The sequence below is a fragment of the uncultured Microbacterium sp. genome (genome assembly GCF_963521695.1).
GTDB lineage: Bacteria > Actinomycetota > Actinomycetes > Actinomycetales > Microbacteriaceae > Microbacterium.
The window spans coordinates 1-4357 of sequence record NZ_CAUQWC010000256.1; the positions used below are offsets into that span (position 1 = coordinate 1).

A 4357-nucleotide genomic window follows, 5' to 3' on the forward strand; every position below is an offset into this window, starting at 1 on the left:
CCACCACCCCGCGCGAGCGCGAGGCCGCGCCCGGGCAGCGCTACCGCCACCCGCCCCGACGTCACACCAGCAGTTGGTGCTTCGCCAGGTCGCGGTACAGGGGAGTGGATGCCACGAGCTCGCTGTGCGTGCCCTGACCGACGACCCGGCCGTCCTCCAGCACGACGATGAGGTCGCTGTCGACGACGGTCGACAGACGGTGGGCGATGACGAGGAGCGTGCGGTCGGTCGCGACGGCGTCGATGGCCTCGCGCATGCGCTGCTCGTTCACACCGTCGAGCGACGACGTCGACTCGTCGAGCAGCAGCACCGGGGGAGCGGCCAGCAACGCCCGCGCGATCGCGAGACGCTGACGCTCGCCGCCCGAGAGCATGACCCCGTCCTCTCCGACGGGTGCGTCAACGCCGAGCGGGTTGCGCTCGAGGACGTCGCCGAGGTTCACCGCGCGCAGCACGCGCGCGCAGTCGGCATCGGATGCCGCAGGCGAGGCGAGGCGCAGATTGTCGGCGATCGTGCCGGCGAGGGTGGGGGCGTCCTGCTCGACGTAGCCGAATCGGGCGCGCAGCTCGTCGCGGGACAGCTCGCGCGCGTCGACGCCGTCGATGAGGATCTCCCCGTCGGTGGGGTCGTAGAAGCGCTCGACGAGCGAGAGGATCGTGCTCTTCCCCGCCCCCGACGGTCCCACGAGCGCGACGCGCGACCCCCGCGGAACGGCGAACGACACTCCGCGCAGCACCTCGTGGTCGGTCTCGGCCGGTGGCTCGGCGGAGTCCAGGTGCACGTCCGCCAGCACCGACCGCGCCTCCGCGGCAGCGGCCTCGCGCGCCTTGACGACGTGATCGGGGTAGCGGAACCGCACCTCGCGGAAGGCGACCGCCGCGGCGTCCGGAACCGCTCGAGACGTGCCCGGCCGATCTCCCTCGTCTTCGAGGGGGAGGTCGAGCACCTCTTGGATGCGTCCGAGCGCACCCAGCGCCTGGTTGACCGAGGTGATCGCGCCGATCGCCGACGCCAGCGGCTGCACCAGCAGGAACAGGAAGATGACGAACGTGACGAGGGCGGCGACGTCGATGGCTCCGGATGCGACGCGGAAACCGCCGACGCCCAGCACCACGAGCAGTGACACCTGCAGCGCGACACCCGCGACGGGCACGATGAGAGCCGACACCTTGGCGATGCGCACGCCCGCGTCATAGGCCGCGGTCGCGGTCTCGGTCACCGTCGCGGTCTCGCGCTCGGTGGCACCGGCCGCACGGATGGTGCGGATGGATCCGACGGCGCGCTCGACGCCGGCCGACAGTTCGCCGACCTTCTCCTGCTGAGCGGCGGAGGCGACGCGGATCCGGGTGCTGAGGACGACGACCGTCGCGAGCGAGGCTCCGATGACGACGACGATGAGGCCGAGCAGCAGGGGGTCGATGAACGCCATCGCGATCACCGCGCCGACGAGGATGAGCGCGCTGCCTACGGCATCCGCGAGTCCCTGCGTCAGCACGGCGTACAGCAGCGTGGTGTCGGTGCCCACTCGCGAGACGAGGTCGCCGGTGCGACGCGCGTCGAACTCGCTGATGGGCAGGCGCAGGATCCGGGCGATGAGACGTCGGCGGCTGGAGTAGACGACGGCGGTACCCGTGCGCTGGAGCAGGTAGTGCTGGTAGCCCGAGATCAGCGACGACAGCACGACGAAACCGACGAGCAGCCACACCAGTGCGCCGAGCGGTGCGGACTGCTGCACGCGCGTGATCACCTGGCCGACGAGAAGCGGCTGCACGAGCGTCGCACCCGCACCGAGGATGCTCAGCACCGCGACGACGACGAGCGTGCGCTTGTGCTCGAGCAGGAAGGGCAGCAGCTGCCGGAACGACGCGCGCGGGCCCTCGGGCACGCGGCGGCCGCGCCGACCGCGCGCGGGAGCGGGAACGGACATGCTCACCTCGGGAAAGGAAATGGGGGTCCTTCGACCGTACCTCTCGCGGCTGTGGGTGGCCCACGTGCACGACTCCTGCGCGAAGCCTCTTCCTGAGGGCCCGGTGCCCGCTCGACGCCGCTCCGCAGGAGTTGTGTCGGCCGCAGGCCGGTACCGGGCCGCAGAACGATGGATGCCACGAGGCCCAGGCCCCGTGGCATCCGTCGTCCGAAGAGAACGCGTTACGGCGCGGTGGCTCCGGCGGCGATGTTGTCGTCGTAGTCGACGTCCTTCGTCTCGGGCGAGAGCACGACGGCGATGAGCGTCAGCACGCCCATCCCCGACAGATACAGGCCGACCAGCCACGGGTTGCCGTCTCCGGCGGCCCAGAGCGCGACGGCGACGATCGGGGCGAGGGCCGCTCCGAGGATCGACGAGACGTTGTACGAGATGGCCGAGCCGGTGTACCGGGTGTTCGTGGGGAAGAGTTCGGGCAGCACCGCGCCCATCGGCCCGAAGGTCGTGCCCATCAGCAGGAACCCGAACACGAGGAAGGCCTGCACGAGCGCGCCGGTGAACTTCGGGTCGGCGTGCGGCAGCAGGAACACCGAGAAGCTCAGGCCGAACACGATGATCGCGATCGTCACCCCGATCAGCAGACGCTTACGGCCGATGGCGTCGGCGACGGGGCCCGACAGCATCGTGAAGACGCCGAAGAACACCACGCCGATGATCTGCATGATGACGAAGTCGGTGTAGCCGAAGCCCAGGCCCGGCACGTAGGCGGCCGCGTCGAACGGGGTGCCGGCCGTCTCGGCGGCTGCTGCTGCGGCTTCGGCGGTGGGCTTGGTGCCGTACGACAGCGTGAAGCTGGTCATCAGGTAGAACAGCACGTAGGTCGCCAGCATGATGAACGTTCCGAGCACCAGTTGCTTGCCGTTGCGGCGAACGACCTCGCCGAGCGGGAACTTGCGGATCGCGCCGCTCTTCTCGGCCTTCGAGAACGACGTGCTCTCGACGAGCTTGAGGCGCACGTACAGGCCGACGATGACCATGACGGCCGAGAACAGGAACGGGACGCGCCAGCCCCAGGTGAGGAACTCCTCGGAGCGCTGGGCCGTGCCGTCGGGGTGCGGCAGGGCGAAGTTGATGACGAGGAACACCGTGTTGGCGATGATGAAGCCGATCGGGGCGCCCAGTTGCGGGAACGTGCCGAACAGAGCGCGCTTGCCCTTGGGGGCGTTCTCGGTCGCGACGAGCGCCGCGCCCGACCATTCGCCGCCGAGGGCGAAGCCCTGCGCCAGGCGCATGATCAGCAGCAGCACGGCCGCCCAGACGCCGATCTCGTTGAAGGTCGGGAGGCACCCGATCAGGAAGGTCGCGACACCCATCACGAGAAGGGATGCCACGAGCGTGGCCTTGCGGCCGAATCGGTCGCCGAAGTGGCCGAACACGATCGCACCGAGGGGGCGTGCGACCATCGCGGCGCCGAAGACGCTGAACGACAGCAGCAGCGAGGTCGTCTCGTTGCCGGTGGGGAAGAAGAGCACCGGGAAGACGAGGACGGCGGCGGTGGCGTACGCGTAGAAGTCGTAGAACTCGATCGTCGTTCCGACGAGGCTCGCGGTGATGACGCGCGAGCGCGGGTTGGCCGGTGCGGCGGTGGAGCGGGTGGAGGGGGATGACGTGGTCATGACTGCCTGACGGGAAGGTTCTTCGTTCGCGTCCGGGATGGGGCGCAGCGGTGGGGCGCAGCGATCACAGGGGTGGAAGTGAGGGAGCGCACGGCGGGGGCACCGGCGACGTCCCCGGGTGAGGGGCGTCTAGACCCTCCAGTCTATGCGCGCGCTGAGCGCGCCCTGGATTCCGCCCGGCGCCCTGTCGCGTGAGCGGCGATCAGCGCCAGATGACCGCGAGGCCGGCGTTCACGAGCGTCAGGATGCCGACCGGCCAGAACAGCCCCGGCGGGAGCGAGCCCGTGCGCTTCTGGCGCGCCGACCCGATGCCGATCAGCGCGCCGATGACGATCAGGACGACGAGCTTGACGCCGATCTTGACGTAGTTGAGGTCGTGGTCGAGGCCCCACGGCGCCGAGAGGATGAGGCCCGTGAGCAGTGAGATGCCCAGGGCGTTGTTCATGAGTGCGGTCACGCGCACACGACGGGCGACGACCTCGACGACCCACGCCCCGAACAGCACGGCGAAGCCGACGAGGTGCACGAGGACGACGACGTCACGCAGGATCTCCATACCCGTCAGGCTAGGGATGCCGAGGCCTCCGTCGCCAGCAAGGCGGGCCTCAGTCCCGCGGGTTCCCGCGACGGCACTGCCGCGGGTGCCGACACCGGCGCGGACCGGGGCGCGGAACATGCACCGGGGCGACCGCTGACCGCCCCCGTGCACATTCCGTGCCCCCGCCGCCCGGTGGGGCCGCGCCTCGGATCTGCCGGC

General features: G+C 70.3%; 3 protein-coding genes. All 3 read right to left on the reverse strand.

Annotated features, from left to right (window positions below; translation table 11 throughout):
* Positions 1 to 61 precede the first annotated feature (61 nt).
* The 3 genes from RWP81_RS14660 to RWP81_RS14670 all read right to left on the reverse strand — a co-directional run bounded on the left by RWP81_RS14660 (position 62) and on the right by RWP81_RS14670 (position 4156).
* Positions 62 to 1927 (reverse strand): ABC transporter ATP-binding protein, encoded by a 1866-nt coding sequence (locus RWP81_RS14660; protein ID WP_314457312.1) that lies wholly within the window; start codon positions 1925 to 1927, stop codon positions 62 to 64.
* 221 nt (positions 1928 to 2148) lie between these two features.
* Positions 2149 to 3600: an MFS transporter gene (locus RWP81_RS14665; RefSeq protein WP_314457314.1), complete on the reverse strand. Its 1452-nt coding sequence runs from the start codon at positions 3598 to 3600 to the stop codon at positions 2149 to 2151.
* Between the two features lie 202 nt (positions 3601 to 3802).
* Positions 3803 to 4156, reverse strand: a complete 354-nt coding sequence (locus RWP81_RS14670; RefSeq protein WP_314457316.1) for a Fe-S protein — start codon at positions 4154 to 4156, stop codon at positions 3803 to 3805.
* Between the last annotated feature and the right edge of the window lie 201 nt (positions 4157 to 4357).

Bases quoted from the DNA above. Each gene is read 5' to 3' on its own strand.
- RWP81_RS14660 (WP_314457312.1), bottom strand. From the start codon at position 1,927: ATGTCCGTTCCCGCTCCCGCGCGCGGTCGGCGCGGCCGCCGCGTGCCC.
- RWP81_RS14665 (WP_314457314.1), bottom strand. From the start codon at position 3,600: ATGACCACGTCATCCCCCTCCACCCGCTCCACCGCCGCACCGGCCAAC.
- RWP81_RS14670 (WP_314457316.1), bottom strand. From the start codon at position 4,156: ATGGAGATCCTGCGTGACGTCGTCGTCCTCGTGCACCTCGTCGGCTTC.